The 17,844-nt window shown below is 65.1% G+C and carries 15 protein-coding genes; 4 read left to right on the forward strand and 11 right to left on the reverse strand.

Annotation, left to right across the window (positions count from 1 at the left end):
- Window positions 1–46: 46 nt before the first annotated feature.
- From thrC to ffh, 9 genes are all read right to left on the reverse strand, one after another.
- Entirely contained in the window at window positions 47–1,435 is a 1,389-nt protein-coding gene (thrC, locus tag DOM45_RS01990) for a threonine synthase (protein ID WP_110597854.1), read from the reverse strand.
- Between the two features lie 86 nt (window positions 1,436–1,521).
- Complete coding sequence (locus tag DOM45_RS01995) at window positions 1,522–2,838, reverse strand: homoserine dehydrogenase (RefSeq protein WP_110597855.1); 1,317 nt, start codon at window positions 2,836–2,838, stop codon at window positions 1,522–1,524.
- Window positions 2,839–3,015: 177 nt separating this feature from the next.
- Window positions 3,016–3,762: a DsbC family protein gene (locus tag DOM45_RS02000; RefSeq protein WP_110597856.1), complete on the reverse strand. Its 747-nt coding sequence runs from the start codon at window positions 3,760–3,762 to the stop codon at window positions 3,016–3,018.
- Between the two features lie 2 nt (window positions 3,763–3,764).
- Window positions 3,765–4,652, reverse strand: coding sequence for a site-specific tyrosine recombinase XerD (gene xerD / locus DOM45_RS02005; RefSeq protein ID WP_110597857.1), 888 nt, complete (start codon window positions 4,650–4,652; stop codon window positions 3,765–3,767).
- A gap of 130 nt (window positions 4,653–4,782) precedes the next feature.
- Complete coding sequence (gene rplS, locus DOM45_RS02010) at window positions 4,783–5,139, reverse strand: 50S ribosomal protein L19 (RefSeq protein WP_110597858.1); 357 nt, start codon at window positions 5,137–5,139, stop codon at window positions 4,783–4,785.
- 131 nt (window positions 5,140–5,270) lie between these two features.
- Window positions 5,271–6,050, reverse strand: coding sequence for a tRNA (guanosine(37)-N1)-methyltransferase TrmD (gene trmD, locus DOM45_RS02015; RefSeq protein WP_110597859.1), 780 nt, complete (start codon window positions 6,048–6,050; stop codon window positions 5,271–5,273).
- Between the two features lie 80 nt (window positions 6,051–6,130).
- The gene (gene rimM, locus DOM45_RS02020; protein WP_110597860.1) at window positions 6,131–6,661 is read right to left on the reverse strand and encodes a ribosome maturation factor RimM; all 531 of its coding nucleotides are present in this window, start codon (window positions 6,659–6,661) and stop codon (window positions 6,131–6,133) included.
- 81 nt (window positions 6,662–6,742) lie between these two features.
- Window positions 6,743–6,994: a 30S ribosomal protein S16 gene (gene rpsP / locus DOM45_RS02025; protein ID WP_110597861.1), complete on the reverse strand. Its 252-nt coding sequence runs from the start codon at window positions 6,992–6,994 to the stop codon at window positions 6,743–6,745.
- Between the two features lie 135 nt (window positions 6,995–7,129).
- Window positions 7,130–8,545 carry a signal recognition particle protein gene (gene ffh / locus DOM45_RS02030; RefSeq protein WP_110597862.1) on the reverse strand — a complete coding sequence of 472 codons (1,416 nt, stop codon included), beginning with the start codon at window positions 8,543–8,545 and terminating at the stop codon, window positions 7,130–7,132.
- Window positions 8,546–8,862: 317 nt separating this feature from the next.
- Between ffh and DOM45_RS02035 the strand changes: the two genes are divergently transcribed.
- Window positions 8,863–9,666 (forward strand): cytochrome C assembly family protein, encoded by an 804-nt coding sequence (locus DOM45_RS02035; protein WP_110597863.1) that lies wholly within the window; start codon window positions 8,863–8,865, stop codon window positions 9,664–9,666.
- 104 nt (window positions 9,667–9,770) lie between these two features.
- The gene (locus tag DOM45_RS02040; RefSeq protein ID WP_110597864.1) at window positions 9,771–11,054 is read left to right on the forward strand and encodes an HlyC/CorC family transporter; all 1,284 of its coding nucleotides are present in this window, start codon (window positions 9,771–9,773) and stop codon (window positions 11,052–11,054) included.
- Window positions 11,055–11,240: 186 nt separating this feature from the next.
- Here DOM45_RS02040 and DOM45_RS02045 read toward each other — a convergent pair whose 3' ends face one another.
- Complete coding sequence (locus tag DOM45_RS02045) at window positions 11,241–13,142, reverse strand: MFS transporter (RefSeq protein ID WP_232822182.1); 1,902 nt, start codon at window positions 13,140–13,142, stop codon at window positions 11,241–11,243.
- Window positions 13,139–13,753 (reverse strand): TetR/AcrR family transcriptional regulator, encoded by a 615-nt coding sequence (locus DOM45_RS02050; RefSeq protein ID WP_110597865.1) that lies wholly within the window; start codon window positions 13,751–13,753, stop codon window positions 13,139–13,141. The genes DOM45_RS02045 and DOM45_RS02050 overlap by 4 nt, the downstream gene beginning before the upstream one ends.
- 286 nt (window positions 13,754–14,039) lie before the next feature.
- Here DOM45_RS02050 and DOM45_RS02055 point away from each other — a divergent pair, with 286 nt between their 5' ends.
- Complete coding sequence (locus DOM45_RS02055; RefSeq protein WP_110597866.1) at window positions 14,040–14,714, forward strand: SOS response-associated peptidase; 675 nt, start codon at window positions 14,040–14,042, stop codon at window positions 14,712–14,714.
- A gap of 83 nt (window positions 14,715–14,797) precedes the next feature.
- Window positions 14,798–17,707, forward strand: a complete 2,910-nt coding sequence (locus tag DOM45_RS02060; protein ID WP_240612261.1) for an insulinase family protein — start codon at window positions 14,798–14,800, stop codon at window positions 17,705–17,707.
- The last annotated feature ends 137 nt before the right edge of the window (window positions 17,708–17,844 follow it).

Consider the following 17,844-nt stretch of genomic DNA (forward strand, 5'->3'; position numbering starts at 1 on the left):
GTTCTCCCTGCCGTCCCGTACGGCGTTTCGCGCCGTGCGCTTCGGCTCAGCGCCGGTTGTCGGCGACGAACGCCTGCACGGCTTTCAGCTCGGCAGGCAGTACACTGTAGCGCTCTTCGCGCTCGAGCAGGTCATCCATGTGCGGTGGCAGCGGCACCCCGGAGAATCCCGCCTTGACCACGGCCTCGGCGAACTTGGCCGGATGCGCGGTCGCCAGCGTGATCATCGGCGTCACGGCATCGGCACGTGCACGCTCCGCCGCCCGGTAACCGGTGGCGGTATGCGGATCGAGCAGCTCCTTGGTGCGATGGTGCGCGTCGCGAATCGCCTCGAGGATGGTGTCGTCGTCGACGCTGAAGCTCGAGAACTTCTCGCGCAGCCTGGCCAGTGGCGCGTCAGCCAGCACGGCCGGCTCCTGCTGGAAGCGTTCGAGGAGCTCGCGCACGGCGTCGCCGTCGCGGTCATAGGCATCGAACAGCAACCGTTCGAAATTCGACGACACCACGATATCCATGGAGGGCGCCAGCGTCGCCGCCAGTTCACGCTTGGAGAAGTCGTTGTCGGCGAGCGTACGGTGGAGAATGTCGTTGGCGTTGGTGGCGATGATGAACTGCTTCACCGGCAGGCCCATCCGACTCGCCATGTAGCCGGCGAAGAGGTTGCCGAAGTTGGCCGAGGGCACGCAGAAGCTCACCTCGCGATGCGGTGCCCCGAGCGCCACGCCGGCAGCCACGTAGTAGACGATCTGGGCCATGATTCGCGCCCAGTTGATCGAGTTGACCGCCACCAGCCGCTCGCCGTCGAGGAAGGCCTGGTCGGCGAAGCTCGCCTTGACCATCGCCTGGGCGTCGTCGAAGTTGCCCTCGATGGCGATGTTGAAGACGTTGTCCGCGAGTACCGTGGTCATCTGGCGTCGCTGCACCTCGGAGACCCGGTTGTGCGGATGCAGGATGAAGATATCGAGATGGTCGCAGTGACGACAGCCCTCGATCGCCGCCGAGCCGGTATCGCCGGAGGTGGCGCCCATGATCACCGCACGCTCGCCACGCTTGGCCAGGAAGTGATCGAGGATGCGCCCTAAAAGTTGCAGCGCGACATCCTTGAACGCCAGGGTCGGTCCATGGAACAGCTCGAGCAGGAAGTGGTTGGCGTCGAGCTGATTGAGCGGCACCACCGCCTCGTGGCTGAACGTCGAGTAGGCATCGTGGACCAGACCGCGGAAGGTCTCGTCGTCGATCTCGCCGCCGACGAACGGCTTCATTACCCGGAAGGCGATCTCGGCATAGGAGAGCCCGGCCATGGAGGCGAGCTCTTCATGGGACAGTTGCGGCACCGTTTCCGGTACATAGAGCCCGCCGTCCACCGCCATGCCGGTCAGCACCACTTCCTCGAAATTCAGCGCCGGCGCCTGGCCGCGCGTACTGATATAACGCATGTTTCACTCCGTGAGTGGCGAGCTTCGAGCTGCGAGTCTCGAGCTGATATTGACCGAGGCCCGCGGCTCGTAGCTTGTGGCTGCGATTATTCCTGCTCGTCCAGCGACTCGACGCGGATCCGCGTCACCGGTCCGGCGATGTCGGCCAGCGATTCCAACTGACGGATCGCCTCGTTCATGTGCTTCTCGCGGGTCCGGTGGGTCAGCAGGATGATCGGCACCAGTTCGCCTTCGGTGGCTTCCTTCTGGATGATCGCCTCGATCGAGATACCCTGCTCGGCGAGGATCGTCGCCACCCGGGCCAGCACGCCGGGGCGATCCACCGCCAGCAACCTCAGATAGTACGCCGTGACGATCTCTTCCATCGGCAGGATCGGCAGCGCGTTGGCCTCGTCGTTGACGCCGCTGAAGGCAAGGTAGGGCACCCGGTAGCTGTGGGCGGTGGCGATGTTGCGGGCCACGTCGAGCAGATCGGCAACGACCGCCGAGGCGGTGGGCTCGGCGCCGGCGCCGGCGCCGTAGTAGAGCGTCGGCCCCACGGCGTCGCCCATCACAGCGATGGCGTTCTTGACCCCGTGCACATTGGCCAGCAGCCGCTCCTTGGGAATCAACGTCGGGTGTACGCGCAGCTCGACGCCGTTGTCGCCACGCCGGGTGATGCCCAGATGCTTGATGGTGTAGCCCAGGTTATCGGCCTGCTCGACGTCTTCGGCAGTGATCCGCGCGATGCCCTCGGTGTAGGCGCGATCGAACTGCAACGGCACACCGTAGGCGATGGAGGCGAGAATCGTCAGCTTGTGGGCGGCGTCGATACCTTCGACGTCGAAGGTCGGGTCGGCCTCGGCATAGCCCAGTGCCTGGGCTTCGGCGAGGACGTCCTCGAACGCCCGCCCTTCGTCGCGCATATGGGTCAGGATGTAGTTGCCGGTACCGTTGATGATGCCGGCAAGCCACTGGATACGGTTGGCGCCGAGACCTTCGCGCAGCGACTTGATCACCGGAATGCCGCCGGCCACGGCCGCTTCGAAAGCGACGATTACCCCCTTCTTGTGGGCCGCGTGAAAGATCTCGTTGCCGTGGACGGCGATCAGCGCCTTGTTGGCGGTGACCACGTGCTTGCCGTGCTCGATCGCCGTCATCACCAGCTCTCGGGCGACGTCGTAGCCGCCGATGAGTTCGACCAGCACATCGATATCGGGATTGCGCGCGACCTCGAAGATGTCACGCGTCACCTTGACCCCGGAAGTGTCGCAGTCGGGATTGTCATGACGTGCACCCACCTGCTCGATGACGATGGGACGCCCCGCGCGCCGGGCGATCTCGTCGGCGTTGCGCGTCAGAACGTCGAAGGTGCCACCGCCCACGGTGCCCAGCCCGCAGATACCCACTCTCACCGGATCCAAGATGTCGCTCTCCCCTGCTCGATTGTACTGGTCGCCTCACCCCACGGAGCGGTGACCGCGGTCGCGGCACCTGTCCTTTGTCGAACGGATTTCATCCACAAAGCGCCCTGAAGGGCGGTCACGGTAGAAAGCCCAGCCCCCCTTGTCAAGCCGACTCGAGGGGATTCACGCCAGGCGTCAGCTGTCGCCGTCGGCATTCACGTCGAGCATCGCCGCCAGACGCTTCGCCGGCAGATAGCCGGGTACCATTTTGCCATCGGGGAAGATGATCGCGGGCGTTCCCTGGATGCCGGACTCGACGCCGAGCCGATACTGGGCCGCAATCGGAGCGTCGCAGTTCTTCGGCGCGTCCACCTCGTCACCGCGGAACGCAGCGCTCATCGCCTCGGAGCGGTTGTCGGCACACCATACCCGGGCGAGCTGCCGGGCGGCATCCGAGCTGGGACCCATGCGCGGGAAGGCCAGGTAGTCCACCTCGATCCCCATCTCGTTGAGCTGGGACAGCTCGGCATGCAGCTTGTGACAGTAGGGGCAGGTGGGGTCGGTGAACACGGTGAGCCTGGCCTTCACCTCGCCGGCCGGCTTGTAGACCACCCGCTGGTCCTCGGGAACGGCGTCGACCAGAGCCTTGCGGCGCTGGTTGGCGGCCTGTTCGGTCAGATTGACCATGCCGTCGTCGGCGTTCTCATAGAGGTCGCCGACGATCAGGTACTGCCCGTCGGCATCCGAATAGAGCGTGTTACCGCCGCGCAGGCGTACCTCGTAGAGCCCCGGCACCGGTGAGTCATCGATGGCCTCGATCGGCAGCGGCTGACCACTGTGGGCATTCAGCTTGTCGGCGAGGTCGGCGGGGGGCTCGGCGAACGCACTCGGCGCCAGAGCCACGCCCACCAGGGCAAGTGCGGGCAGTAAACGACTTCTCATGTTCAACCTCTCGGGTGGTGTTGGGCGTGCAGCGCTTCCAGGCGCGCCTGGGCCACGTGGGTATAGATCTGCGTGGTCGACAGGTCGCTGTGACCCAGCAGCAACTGTACGACACGTAAATTGGCCCCATGATTCAATAAATGAGTCGCGAAGGCGTGGCGAAGGGTGTGGGGCGACAACGGCTTGTCGATGGCCGCCAGCTGGGCGTAGTGCTTGAGCCGGTACCAGAAGGTCTGGCGGGTCATGAAACCGTCGTGGCGGCCGGGGAACAGCGGCGGCTGACGGATATCCCGCATCAGCTCGTTGCGGCCCTGACGCAGATAGCGGTCGACCCAGGCCAGGGCCTCTTCCCCCAGCGGCACGAGACGCTCCTTGTCGCCCTTGCCACGCACCATCACGACCCCCTGGCGCAGATTGATCGCGTTGACGGTCAGCCCCACCAGTTCCGATACCCGCAACCCGCAGGCGTAGAGCACTTCCAGCATGGCGCGATCCCGCAACCCCAGCGCGGTCTCCACATCCGGCGCCAGCAGCAGGCGATCGACATCGTGCTCCTCGAGTGTCGATGGCAGCCCCGGCTGCACTCGGGGGGCCTGAATCTCCGCCAGCGGGTCGTGACTCATCAACCCTTCCGCCAGCGCCCAGCGATAGAAGCGCCGCAGACAGGAGAGCTGGCGGGCGATGGACCGCGCATGGTAGCGCTCACGACAGACATCGACGAACGCCAACAGCGTACTCTCGCCGGGCGCCAGCAGCCGTTCGTCCTGCGCTTCGAGATAACCGATCCAGGCCGTCAGATCCCGGCGGTAGGCGCTCAGCGTATGCTCGCTGACACCGCGTTCCAGCCACAGCGCATCGAGGAAGGCATCGCGTCGGTCGTGGTCGTTCATGCGGCTCCGTGATGGCAGGGGCTATGTGGCCAAAAGCACCATCATAACGCGGAAACCCCGCGAGCCGAACGACTCGCGGGGTTTCCTGCGGACCAGCCGGATGCGCCTCCAGTCGAAGGCGCGGGCCGGATCAGCCCAGCTTTTCCTTGATGCGGGCAGACTTGCCGCTGCGCTCGCGGAGGTAGTAAAGCTTGGCCTGGCGCACGTCGCCGCGACGCTTGACTTCGATACCGGCCACCAGCGGGCTGTAGGTCTGGAAGGTACGCTCGACGCCGACACCGTGGGAGATCTTGCGCACGGTGAAGGCGGAGTTCAGGCCGCGGTTACGCTTGCCGATGACGACGCCTTCGAATGCCTGGAGGCGCTCGCGGCTGCCTTCCACGACCTTGACCTGGACGACGATGGTATCGCCGGGCGCGAACGCCGGGATTTCCTTGCTCATCTGCTCGTTCTCGAGCGCCTGGATCACCTTGCTCTTGCTACTCATGTCTTGCTCCTCGTTGAAGAAACGCCCTGGGGCGTTTCGTGATCCCGGCGCCCGTCCGACGAACGGTCGGGGCGGAATCGGACTCGTGGATGACACATGTCGACGGTCACTCTGTGCGAGAACCTACCGTCTCATGCACCGCCGTCGCGGGGGGAGATGCTTCCCGCGGCGTGTTCGTCGATGAATTCGTCGAGCAGCTTGCGCTGTTCGCGATCCAACGTTCGGCTCTCCAGCATATCCGGGCGCCTGAGCCAGGTGCGCCCGAGGGATTGCTTCAGTCGCCAGCGACGAATCAGCTCGTGATTGCCGCTGAGCAGGACGTCCGGGACACGATGGCCGTCGATGACTTCGGGCCGCGTGTAGTGCGGGCAGTCCAGCAGGCCGTCGGCGAACGAATCCTCGCTGGCCGAATCGCTGTGGCCCAGCACCCCGGGCACCTCTCGCGCCAGCGCATCGATCATCACCATGGCCGGCAGCTCGCCGCCGCTGAGCACGTAGTCGCCGATCGACCACTCTTCATCGATATCGGCCTCGACCACGCGCTCGTCGATACCTTCGTAACGACCCGCCACGACGATCAGCCCGTCACGGGTTGCCAGCTCCCGCGCCCCTGCCTGATCCAGCCTGCGTCCCTGGGGAGACAGATAGATCACGCTAGGCCGATGGCCGGCAGACTCGGCACCGGCCCGCGCCTCGGCCAATGCCCCGCGCAGGGTATCGACCTTCATCAGCATGCCGGGGCCGCCGCCATAGGGACGGTCGTCCACCGTGCGGTGCCGGTCGGTGGCGTAGTCACGGGGATTCCAGAACGCCAGTTCCAGCAGCCCCCGTTCAACGGCGCGTCCGGTGACACCGTGCCGGGTGATCGCCTCGAACATCTCCGGGAACAGGGATACGACACCAATCCACACGGTACGCTTCTCCTACCCGTTGCCGAACGCTTGGCTCTCACCGACCTGGACAGCGGCACCGGGTGCCAGCACTGTCGTCGTCAGAAGGCGGGGTCCCAATCGACGATCATGGAGCGATCGGCCAGATCGACCTGAACGATGACGTCGTCAGGCAGGAACGGCAGCAGCCGCTCGCGATCATCGAGGCTCTCCTCGGAGGGCCTGACCACCAGCACATCGTTGGCACCGGTCTCGAACAAGTGGTCGACACGTCCCAGCTTGACGCCGTCGCGGGTCACCACCTCGAGCCCTTCCAGCTGATGCCAGTAATATTCGCCGCTATCCAGTTCGGGTAGCGCCGTCTTTTCCACCGCCACATCGGCACCGGCCAACTGCTCGGCCAGCTCCCGCGTGTCGATGCCTTCCAGTCGCACCACCAGCCCCTTGCCCTGCGGCCGCGCCTCGAGCAGACGTCGCGACTGCTGCTGCCCCCGCATCGACAGTATCCACACCGGATAGTCGAAGATGCCCTGGGCCGGGCTGGTGTACGAGTAGACCTTGAGCCACCCTTTCACGCCGTGCGGGCTGGTCAATCGACCCAGCACCACCTGTTGCGTCTCGTCACCCTGCATAGGTTATGTCCTGCTCGGAATCTTTCGGCAAGGTTTCACCCGACAGTGTCTTGCGAGCCGCCTGCGGCATGACGATCGATCTCAGGCCTGGGCCTTGCGAGCTTCTTTGACCAGCTCGGCGACGCGATCGGAGACCTGCGCACCCTGGGACTGCCAGTGGGTGACACGGTCCAGATCGACACGCAGGCGCTCTTCCTGGCCGCGGGCGACCGGATTGAAGAAGCCGACGCGCTCGATGAAGCGTCCATCGCGGGAAACGCGAGAATCGCTGACGGTCAGGTGATAGAAGGGACGCTTCTTGGCGCCACCACGTGCCAGACGAATGGTTACCATTGCGTTGATAATCCTTCGGTTAAGTTAATCGTTACGCCACGAAATCGAGTCTTCTCGGACACTCGCCCGAGACGAAGACGCAGCATTCTACGGAAAACACCGTGTATTGGAAACCTTTTGTTGCGGGTGGGCGAGTCAGCGCCGAGGGAAACCGCCGCCGCCCATGCCCCCCATCCCGCCGGGGCCTCCGGGACCGCCAGGTCCTCCGCCCCCCATCATGCCGGACATGCCGCGCATCATCTTCTGCATGCCGCCCTTCTGGCCGGCTTTCTTCATCATCTTCTGCATCTGCTTGTGCTGCTTGAGCAGACGATTGAGATCGGGCACCTGCAGCCCCGCCCCCATGGCGATACGCCGCTTGCGCGAACCGTTGATGATCTCGGGCTTGCGGCGCTCCTGGGGCGTCATCGAGTTGATCAGCGACTCGAGCTTGCCGAACTCCTGCTCGGCGCCCTTGTTCTGGGCCATCTCCGCCATCTGCCCCATACCCGGCAGCTTGGACATCAAGCCACCCATGCCGCCCATCTTCTTGAGCTGCTGAAGCTGGTCGCGGAAGTCCTCGAGATCGAATCCCTGCCCCTTCTTGACCTTCTTGGCCAGCCGCTCGGCCTTGCCCTTGTCGACGTTGCGCTCGGCCTCCTCGATCAGCGACAGCACGTCGCCCATGCCGAGAATCCGCGAGGCCACGCGATCGGGGTGGAACGGCTCGAGGGCGTCGACCTTCTCGCCCATCCCCATGAACTTGATCGGCTTGCCGGTGATATGACGCACCGACAGCGCGGCACCGCCGCGCGCATCGCCGTCGGCCTTGGTCAGGATGACCCCGGTCAGCGGTAGCGCGTCATGGAACGCCTTGGCAGTGTTGGCGGCATCCTGGCCGGTCATGGCGTCGACGACGAACAGTGTCTCCTGGGGCTGGATCGCCTGATTCAGGGCCTGGATCTCCGCCATCATCGCCTCGTCCACCGCCAGCCGGCCGGCGGTGTCGACGATCACCACGTCGTGGAACTGGATCTTGGCGTGCTTGATCGCCGCCTCGGCGATCGCCACCGGCTGCTGGGCGCTGGTCGACGGGAAGAAATCGACCTCCACTTCCCTGGCCAGCGTCTCGAGCTGATCGATGGCCGCCGGCCGGTAGACGTCGGCGGAGACCACCAGCACTTTCTTGTTCTCGCGCTCGCGCAGGTACTTGGCTAGCTTGGCGACGGAAGTGGTCTTGCCCGCGCCCTGCAGGCCGGCCATCAGCACGACGGCGGGCGTGCCCTTGAGCGTCAGCGCCTCGTTGGCCTGGCCCATGATCGACTCCAGCTCCTGCTGGACGATCTTGACGAACTGCTGGCCCGGCGAGAGGCTCTTGGAGACCTCCTGCCCGACCGCGCGTTCGCGCACCCGATCGACGAAGTCCTTGACCACCGGCAGGGCGACATCGGCTTCGAGCAGCGCCCGACGGACTTCGCGCAGCGTGTCCTTGATGTTGTCTTCGGTCAGACGCGCCTGGCCGGTAATCGACTTGAGCGTCTGCGACAGGCGATTGGAGAGACTTTCGAACATGAAACGCTCCGGGCAGCGATGCCTGGCATCACCGAGGCTCGAACTCGAGCTCGCGACGCCACTGGAAAGGAATGTGGCCAGCATTATACGCATGGATGCGGCCAGGCTCCATGCAGTGCGGCGCCACGAGTCGATGGCTGGGCGAGTTGGCGGTGATTGGGTATAGTGGCGGCGAAACGCGATGGCCTATCATTCAGGATCCGTTGCCGCTTGTACGGCCGCGCTGAAGCGGCAACAGCTCCCGGCGCATCCGCATCTCGCACTCTTTTCATCGTCACGGCGGCTGCTCGAAGACCGCCCACGAGGCCAAAACACCGATGCCGGCGCTTCCTTTCGCCCTTGTCGCTATTGTCTGTTATCTCGCCGCCGGGCTATGGCAGAGCCTGAGCCTTGCCCGACGGGTCGCCGAACGCCCGAGCTGGGTACGCAGCGCCGGGTTGATCGCGCTGGGCTGCCACACCTTCATCATCGCCCTGGCCATCATCGGCCCGCACGGCCTGCATCTGGGACTGACCCAGAGTGCCGCGCTGGTGGGCTGGCTGGTCGTGGCGCTGCTGCTGGCCGCCAGCCTGTTCAAGCCCGTACTCAACGCCGGCGTCTGCGTTTTCCCGCTGGCCGCCATCACCATCGTCGGCGTGGTCGGCATGCCCAGCCGAATGATCGAGTCCGGGGTCTCTCCCGGCCTCTATTTCCATATCCTCAGCTCGATCGCCGCGTTCTCCTTCCTGGCCATTGCCGCGGTCCAGGCCGCGCTGCTCGGTTTCCAGCACCACGCCCTGAAGCGCCGCCAGACCAGCGGCATCGTCCAGGTACTGCCGCCGCTGACCCGCATGGAGCAACTGCTGTTCGAGCTGATCTGGTGCGGCATGCTGCTGCTGACGGTCGCCATCGTCAGCGGATTCGTGTTCGTCGACAACCTGTTCGCCCAGCACCTGGCCCACAAGACCATCCTGTCGCTGCTGGCGTGGCTGATATTCGCCGGCCTGCTGGCGGGGCATCATCTTCTCGGCTGGCGTGGACCCAAGGCGGTGCGCTGGACGCTGGCCGGTGTCGCGATGCTGGTACTGGCGTTCTTCGGCACCAAGTTCGTGCTCGAATACATCTTCCATTACAACGCCTGAGCACTTGCCCGGCCGGAAACTCCGTCGCGCGGTCATCGGCCGCGTTGACAGGCTCCGGCTAACGCCCTACAACAACCTGACAACTCCATGAGGAATTCTCCGCCTTGAGCGACGACATACCCCTGGGCCTCATGCTGGGCCTGCTGTTTGTTCTGGTCTGCCTGTCAGCATTCTTCTCCAGTTCGGAAACCGGCATGATGTCGATCAATCGCTATCGATTGAATCATCAGGCCAACGCCGGTTCTCGCTCCGCCAGCCGCGTCGTCGAGCTGCTCAAGCGCCCCGACCGCCTGCTGGGCGTGATCCTCATCGGCAACAACCTGGTCAACAACCTCGCCGCCTCCATTGCCACCATCGTCGCCATCCATTTCTTCGGCGACGTCTCCGGGCCGGCCATCGCCACGCTGGTACTGACCATCGTCGTGCTGATCTTCGGCGAGGTCACGCCCAAGACCTACGCCGCCGTCAAACCGGACCGCATCGCGCTGCCCGCCTCGTTGATCCTGGCGCCGCTGCTGCGGCTGCTCTACCCGGTGGTTTGGCTGGTCAACGCCATCTCCAACGGCCTGCTGCGGCTCATCGGCGTCCGCCACCTGGACGCCGGCGCCGACAACCTGACCCGCGACGAACTGCGCAGCGTGGTTCACGAAGCCGGCTCGCTCATTCCCAGCCGCCACCAGGCGATGCTGCTGTCGATCCTCGATCTCGAGAACGTCACCGTCAACGACATCATGGTGCCCCGTCACGAAATCGTCGGCCTCGACCTGGACGACGATCTGGAAACCCTGCTCGCCCAGATCCGCCAGAGCCAGCACACCCGGCTGCCGATCTTCAAGGGCGACATCAACAACATCATCGGCATTCTGCATCTGCGTAACGCCTCGCGCTTTCTCTCCAAGCCGGATCTCAACAAGGCCGCCATCGTCCAGGAAGCCCGGGAACCGTACTTCATTCCGGAGTCGACGCCCCTGCACACGCAACTGCTCAATTTCCAGCAGCAGAAGCGCCGCATCGGCGTCGTGGTGGACGAGTATGGTGATGTCGAGGGGCTGGCCACGCTGGAGGACATCCTGGAGGAGATCGTCGGCGAGTTCACCACCGACGTCGCCGGCACCTACAAGGACATTCACCCGCAGACGGATGGCGGCTATATCATCGAGGGCACGGCCAACATCCGCGAGGTCAACAAGGCGCTCGGCTGGCAGCTGCCGACGGATGGACCCAAGACCCTCAACGGGCTGATTCTGGAGGAGCTGGAGTCCTTCCCCGATGCCCAGGCCTGCCTGCAGATCGGCGCGACCCGCCTGGAAATCCTCGAGATCGGGGACAACCTGATCACCTCGGTGCGCTGCTGGCAACAGGGCGTGCGGCGCCGCAGCGGCGAATGAGCCGACAAGGGCGCGGACAGGATGCTGACCGCGACCGGCGCGGGCTAGGGTTGGTACGGAAAATCGGCGAGCGAAGGCCAGACCGGGGCGCGTAGCCAAGGCAAAAATCGGCATAGACGGACCGGGCTGGCGCTCCAGCCGATTTCGACGCCGTATTGCCGAGCACAGCCAGGTTTCGCACAGAGCCTAGATCGGTCCACCCAGCTTCCGGGACAAGCTCTGATCGGCCGCCCGCTTGAGACCTCGAACCCGCCGTTCCAGGGTTCGCCTCGGCGAGTAGCCGGCGGGAATCGGCTCGCCGAAGACCAGCAGCACCCGCGCTCTCAGCCGGCGCGGCCATTTGGTCAGCGCCTTGCCATCCTTGTTGGATGTCCACGACCCCCACAGCCCCGACAGCGCCGCAGGCACCACCGGCACCGGATCCCGCGCCAGCACCAGGTCCAGACCCCGCCGGAAAGCGTGCACATCGCCGTCCGGCGTCAACCGCCCTTCGGGGAAGATCATCACCACCTCGCCATTGCGCAACGCGCGACTGACTTCTTCCAGCGCGCGACGAACGCCGCCGGGATCGCGGCGGTCGGAGTCGACCGGAATGGCACCCGCGATCCGGAAGAACCAGTGAACCCAGGGGTTTTCGTAGATCGGCCGATCCATCATGAATCGCAGCGGACGGGGGCAGGCGCCACCGAGCACCAGCGCATCCATGAAGCTGACATGGTTGCAGACCACCAGCGCCGGCCCGGTGGCGGGTACATGCTGTCGGCCACGGCACCGGAGCCGGTACAGCATTTGAACCAGGGCAAAAATCAGCAGTCTCAGCGCGGGCCGGGGGTTTCGCATCAGCAGCGCCACGCCCACCAGCAGGGCCGACCAGCCCAGGCAGGCGAACAGCGTGAAGAGCGACAGCTCCATCACGCTCAGCACCACGATCCCGAACACGGCGGAGAGGATCATGAACAGCGCGTTGAGAATATTGTTGGCGGCGATCATGCGGGCCCGACGCTCCTCGCGACTGGCCAGCTGCATCAGGGTATAGAGCGGTACGCTATAGAGGCCGCCGCCGAGCCCCACCAGCGCCAGCAGCGTGCTCATGCGCCAGAAATCAGTCATCGCCAGTAGCTCGACCAGGGTCAGGCGTTCCGCGGCGAAACTCGACTGCGCAGCCAGCTCGAGCCCGGAGACACCGATGACCAGCGCGCCGATGGGTACCAAACCGAGTTCCAGCCGCCCCGCCGACAACCGCGAACAGAGCAGCGCCCCCAGGCCCACGCCAATCGCGAAAGCGCCGAGCAGGAAGCTGACGGCACCTTCGCTGCCGTGCACCACGTCTTTCACCCATGCAGGCAACTGGGTCAGGTAACAGGCGCCCAGAAACCAGAAGAAGCTGATACCGATCAGTGCCGGACGAACCTTCTTCTCGGCAAGACCGTCACGCAGCACTCCCCAGGTACCGGAGAGCGGGCGCCATGGCACGCGCCCGGTCACGCTCGGAGGCGCCGCCGGGATCCTCAGGCTGACGACGACACCGATCACGGCAATCACCACCAGACTGGTCGCAATGGCCGCCCTTCCCAGCGCGCCTTCCAGCGAAGCCAGTACGCCGGCCGCCAGAGTCCCCAGCAGAATCGACACGAAAGTGCCCAGGTTGACCCAGGCATTGCCCTTGACCAGCTCGGTGGCGGCCAGATGCTGCGGCAGGATGGCGTACTTGACCGGACCGAACAGCGCCGACTGCGTGCCCATCATGAACAACAGTGCCAGCAGCAGGCCAAACAGCTCGAACCAGACCGCTGCCGCGGCCGCGATCATCGTGGCCAGCTCCAGCAGCTTGAGCCGGCGGACGAGCCTCTGCTTGTCGAGATGATCGGCGAGGGTGCCGCCCCAGGCGGAAAACAGGAAGAATGGCAGGATGAAGAGTCCCGCTGCCAGGTTGTTCAGCAACCCCGTGTCCCAGCCGTAGCGGGGTACGGCGACGAAGGTCAGCAGCAGCAGCAGGACATTCTTGAAAAGGTTGTCGTTGAAGGCACCCAGGGCCTGGGTCCAGAAGAACGGCGCAAAGCGGCGCTGGGCCAGCAACCCCGAATTCACGAGTCTTCCGACAGGTAGCGCAGGCCATTCAGCGTCATCGACAACAGCTGGTCGAGCAGTTCGCCCACTTCCATCGGCTGCCCCTGCCAGTAACCGAGGCGGTCATTGAGCCCCAACTGGACCAGGCCATGCACGCTGCCCCAGAGCGTTCTTGCCATGCGCCGGGCAGCGGCATCGTCGAGTGCCGGCTGATGAGCCTTGAGTGCGCTCTCGACGCGCAGGAACAGCGCATCGATGATATGACTCTGGCGCTCGTCGAGCTCTCCCTCGTCCGCCAACGGATACTCGAACAGCATCTGCCAGCGATGAGGCTCATGCTGGGCAAACTGCCAGTAGGCCGTCGCCAGAGCCTTGAGCTGCGGCTCCGGATCGGCGTCTTCCAGCCAGGATACCGCCGCCCCCATCCTGTCGAGCGTCTCGATGTTGACGTACTGCAGCAGGTTGCTGAAGCTGCCGTAGAGCTTGAGCAGCGTGCTCGGTGCGCAACCCACATCGCGAGCCAGTGAGCGCAGCGACAGCGTGTGCACGGGATTTTCTCGCAGCCAGGCATCGCAGGCCGCCATGACCTGTGCATGGAGCGCCTCGGGGGCGTGCTGTCGCGGTCGAGCCATGAAATTCCTCGCTCGGAATGATGTCGAATCGCTGCCGATGATTCGGAAGCCGGAAAATATTGTTGTCGACTTAAAATCGAACAGCGTTTCCCAGCATATCGCCATACCGCGTAAACGCAAGCGCCGAGCGGATTAACGTGACGATTTTGTAAGGGTTTTACGCCACGGACACCTGGGCGAAAAGATCGCCTCCCTCTCTCCTTCCCGGGTGAATAACGCCTTGGCCCGGCGCCAGCGGTGGCATAGGCTGTTGCCCTCGCCATCCGATCGTTCAAGAGGAGACACCATGGCTGGTCGGCTGCATGTCGACGACTGGACTCGTCATCCGGCAAGTCCCGCTTTTCGCGGTATCGACCCGCCAGTCTTCGGCCCCAACCTGGCGCCGCGCCGCTGGCTGTCGATTCTGCGCCAGGAGGCGGGGACCACCGTGCTGCGCGACGCGTTCTGGGGGCTCACTCCCACATGGCTGAAAGTGCTGGATCAGGCGCCTCACTGCGCCCGTGCCGAATCGCTCGACGAGCGACCGATGTTCCGCGAAGCCCTGGCCGAGCGCCGGTGCCTGCTGCCGGTGACCGGCATTTATGTCTGGCAGAGCGGGCTGCGCGGCAAACAGCCCTTCCTGGTGACCCATGTCGACCGGTCGCCACTGCTGCTGGCCGGCATCTGGAGCCGCCATGCGCCGGACGCCGGCACGGCACGCGACTCCTTCGCCCTGATCACGGTCCCCACCACGGAAGTCATCGCCCCCATGAGCGATCGCCTGCCCATGGTCATCGACCCCCGACAGACCGAGACCTGGCTCTCGCCGGGTACGTCGCCAGCATCGATCCGCGAGCTCATCGGTCCGGCCGACAAGGAACTGTTGGGCGCGTTTCCGGTATCAAAACAGGTGAACGACCCCGCGCATCAGGAGTGGGCCTGCGGCTATCCCATCGGCCCCATGCGCGTCTGGACCCCATGAACGCTTCGCCGCGGCAGGTATCGATCCATCACTTCAAGACCCCGGTTTGCACTTCCCCCCTGGTCATCAGCGAGAGAGTTCGTATGCAGGAACCCCGTTTCCACTCCACGCGCCATCACTCGGCGTCCACCGGCATCACGTCGCCGCAACGCATCCTGCGGGGCACCTGGCACCTGGCCGGCTGCCTGGCGATGGCACTGGTACTCGGATTGCTGGCAAGTCCCGGTACGGCGACCGCCGCTCCCGATCCCGAACCGGCCGACCATGCCGCGCTCGTTCAGGGCCCTATCATCCAGAGCCCGAATGACCATCGCCAGTATCGCGCCATCACCCTGGACAACGGCCTGCAGGCCTTACTGATCAGCGATCCCGAGGCCGACAAGGCCGCGGCGGCCATGGACGTCTCGGTGGGCAGCAACAGTGACCCGGCCGACATGCCCGGGCTGGCGCACTTCCTCGAGCACATGCTGTTCCTGGGCACCGAAGGCTACCCGGATCCGGACGGCTACCAGCGCTTCATCTCCCAGAACGGGGGTTCCCACAACGCCTTCACCGCCGACCAGGACACCAACTTCTACTTCGACGTGGATCCGGGCGCCTTTCCCGAAGCACTCGATCGATTCTCGCAGTTCTTCATCTCCCCGCAGTTCAACCCCGACTATGTCGACCGCGAACGCCACGCGGTGAATTCCGAATACCAGGCCAGGCGCGACGATGACGCCCGCCGCATCAACGAGGCGCTGGGCAAGGCGCTCAACCCCGAGCATCCGCTCAATCACTTCTCGGTCGGCAGTCTGGAGACGCTCAACAGCGACCACAGGCCACTGCGCCAGGCGCTGCTCGATTTCTACCAGCGCCATTACGATGCCAATGTCATGCATCTGACCGTGCTCTCCCCCGAGCCGCTGGATGCCATGGAGAAGCAGGTCCGCCAACGTTTCGCCGCGATACCCGATCGCGGCCTGCAAAAGCCGGTGGTCGATCAGCCATTGGCGAGGGCCGGTGACCTGCCGGCGTCGATTCGCATCAAGAGCAACGAGGCGCGTCGTCAGCTGGAATTCCTCTTCCCCATCGACGACCCCACCCTCGAATACGCCGACAAGCCGGACGACTATCTCGCCAACCTGCTCGGACACGAGGGTGAGGGCAGCCTTCTGGCAGCCCTGCGCAAGGCGGGGTGGGCCGACGGCCTGTCCGCCGGTACCCGCGCGGGTGACGGCCGCCACGCGCTGTTCGACGTCTCGATCAGCCTGACCCCGGAGGGCGAACGCCATCTCGACGAGATCCAGGCCAGCCTGTTCGATCAGATCCGGCGCATCCGCGACCACGGCGTCGAGGCATGGCGCTACCGGGAACAGGCCAAGCTGGCAGAGCAGAGTTTCCGCTTCCAGCAGCGCAGCGAGCCGATCGATACCGTCAGAGGCATGGCGATGAGCCTGGCCCACTATCCGCTTCAGGACGTGCAGTACGCGCCCTACCGCATGGACCGATTCGACCCGGAAGCCATCGACGACATCCTCGGGCGCCTGACACCCGACAACCTGCTGCGAGTCTACAGCGGCCCGGACGTGACGGGTGACGAGACCACCCGCTACTTCTCGACGCCCTATACCCTGACACGACGCGATGACTGGCCCGCAGGCGCTTCCCTCGATGGCCTGGGGCTGCCAGACGCCAACCCGTACATTGCCGAGGATCTGAGCGTTCAGCCGTTCGAGAGCGCCGAGCCCGCCCGCCTGGTCGACTCACCCAGCGTCGAGATCTGGCATCAGGCCGACAGCGATTTCGGTGCACCGCGAGTCGAATGGCGCTTCAGCCTGCAGAATCCGGATGCGTCCCGGGACGCCCGGCATGCGGTGCTGACCCGGCTGCTCGCCGGTTGGCTGAACGACGGCCTCAACGAGCGTTTCTACCCGGCATCACTGGCCGGACAGGAGTTCGCCGCCTACGCCCACGGTCGCGGTATCACGCTGGCCTTCTCCGGCTGGCGCGATCATCAGGACCGCCTGATGAGGACCGTTGTCGAGCAGTTGCGCCAGGGCGAGATCACCGACGCCAGTGTCGAGCGGGTCAAGCAGGGCTTGAAGCGCAACTGGGAAAACGCGCCCCAGGACGCACTCTACCAGCAACTGCAGCGTACCCTGAGCGAGGCCCTGATGCGCCCGCAGATCAGCACCACGAACATGCTGGCAGCGATCGACGGCATCGATGCCCAGGACGTGCGCGACTACCGCCAGCAGTTCCTCGACAGGCTCTACCTCCAGGCCATGGCGGTGGGCAACCTCGATGCCCCTCTCGCCAAGCGTGAGGGGCTGCTGGTTGCCAATGCGCTGGCGCCAGAACTCCGCGCCAGTGCCATCCCGCCGTTGACAGTGCTCGACGTTCCCGCGAACGCCCCGGTACTGCACCCAGCAACGGCTCGCGGCGACTCGGCGGTGCTGCGCTACCTGCAAGGCCCCGACCTCTCGCTGCAAGACCAGGCCAGCCTGGCCGTGATCGGACAACTGATCGGACCGCCCTTCTTCGCCAAGCTGCGCACCGACGAGCAGCTCGGCTACATCGTCAGCGCCGGCTACGCGCCGTTCATGAACGCGCCGGGCCTGATGATGCTGGTGCAGTCCCCCAGCGTCTCCAGCGCGACGATCGACCAGCGGATGGATGCCTTCCTCGCCGCTTTCGATCAGCGCATCGCCGCACTGGGTGACGACGATCTAGCGCCCTATCGCCAGGCCGTGCGTCAGCAACTGCTGCAGCGTGACCCGTCGCTCTCGGCACGGGCCGACCGTCTGTGGCAGACGCTGGCCTATCCACAGGCCGACTTCGACCGGCGCCAGCGACTGGCCGCCAAGGTCGACGAGCTGACCGCAGCGGATATCCGCAGCGCCTGGCAGACACTGCGCCGGAGCCCGGTGCTCGATGTCACCGCAGATCCCGGTGACCAGCCCAGCAACGTGGATGCGTTGACCAAAGGTTTCGTCCCGCTGTCGCGCTGAGCGGCGTCTCAGCGAGCGGCACCCGGGCAGGATTCGACCCGCTCGAGCGCGCCCATCCACGCGAAACCCCAGCCATCTGGCTGGGGTTTCGTCGTTACACAGGCTTGGCGCGATCGGCGGTGCGCAGCCAGTGATGG

Source organism: Salinicola lusitanus, from assembly GCF_003206045.1.
Taxonomy (GTDB): domain Bacteria; phylum Pseudomonadota; class Gammaproteobacteria; order Pseudomonadales; family Halomonadaceae; genus Salinicola; species Salinicola lusitanus.